This is a genomic window from Aeromonas bivalvium, assembly GCF_046078285.1.
Taxonomy (GTDB): Bacteria; Pseudomonadota; Gammaproteobacteria; order Enterobacterales; family Aeromonadaceae; genus Aeromonas; species Aeromonas bivalvium.
In genome coordinates this window covers 1-1,060 of sequence record NZ_JBGXBV010000018.1, presented here as the reverse complement: position 1 = coordinate 1,060, position 1,060 = coordinate 1, and the positions used below count along the sequence as shown (strand labels likewise).

Genomic DNA, 1,060 nt, shown 5'->3' with positions numbered 1-1,060 from the left:
GGTGCCAACCGCACCGTGACCCTGGTGATCAGCGATGCCAACGGCGACAAGGTGACCGTCACCGCCGTCACCGATGCCGATGGCAACTACCGCACCACCGCAGACCTGAGCGGGTTGGCCGATGGCAACCTGACCGTCGAGGCCAGCGTCACAGATGCAGCGGGCAACCGCGCTGATGCCAGTGATGACATCAGTTTGCTCGACACCACGGCGCCGGATGCCCGTATCACCCTGGATGTCGATATCACGGCGGATGACATCATCAATGCAGCCGAAGCCAGCCAGCAGATCCCGATCACCGGTCGCGTAGGCGGGGACGGGCAGGTGGGCGACACCGTCACCCTGACGGTGAACGGCAAGACGTTTACCGGTCAGGTGCTTGCCGACAAGACCTTCAGCATCACAGTGCCTGGCGCGGATCTGGTGGCGGATGGTGACAAGGTGATTGATGTCAGCGTGACCACCACGGATGCGGCCGGCAACAGCTCCACAGCGACTGGCAGTGAAGGCTACCGCGTGGATACCCAGGGCCCGAGCGTGGTGGTCGATATCGTCGCCACCGATCTCAAGGCGGACGAGCGCAGCGTCGTCACCTTCACCTTCAGCGAGCCGGTACAAGACTTCGAGCTGGACGACCTGACCGTGGTGGGCGGCACCGTGACCGGGCTGACCACGTCCGACGACGGCAAGACCTGGAGCGCCACCTTCACCCCGACCCCGGACTTTGAGGGCACCGCCTCGGTCACCGTCAAGGACAACAGCTACACCGATGTGGCGGGCAACCAGGGCAGCGGCGAGCGCGACAGCGCGGCGGTGGATACCCAGGGCCCGAGCGTGCTGGTCGATATCGTCGCCACCGATCTCAAGGCGAACGAGAGCAGCGTCGTCACCTTCACCTTCAGCGAGCCGGTGCAAGACTTCGAGCTGGCTGACCTGACCGTGGTGGGCGGCACCGTGACCGGGCTGACCACGTCCGACGACGGCAAGACCTGGAGCGCCACCTTCACCCCGACCCCGGACTTTGAAGGGACCGCCTCGGTCACCGTCAAGGACAACAGCT

1 protein-coding gene is annotated in these 1,060 nt (G+C 65.0%); it reads left to right on the top strand.

Annotated features, from left to right (window positions below; translation table 11 throughout):
* The coding region (locus ACEUCR_RS19975) for an Ig-like domain-containing protein (protein ID WP_408792016.1) at nucleotides 1-1,060 on the top strand (1,060 nt) is incomplete at both ends.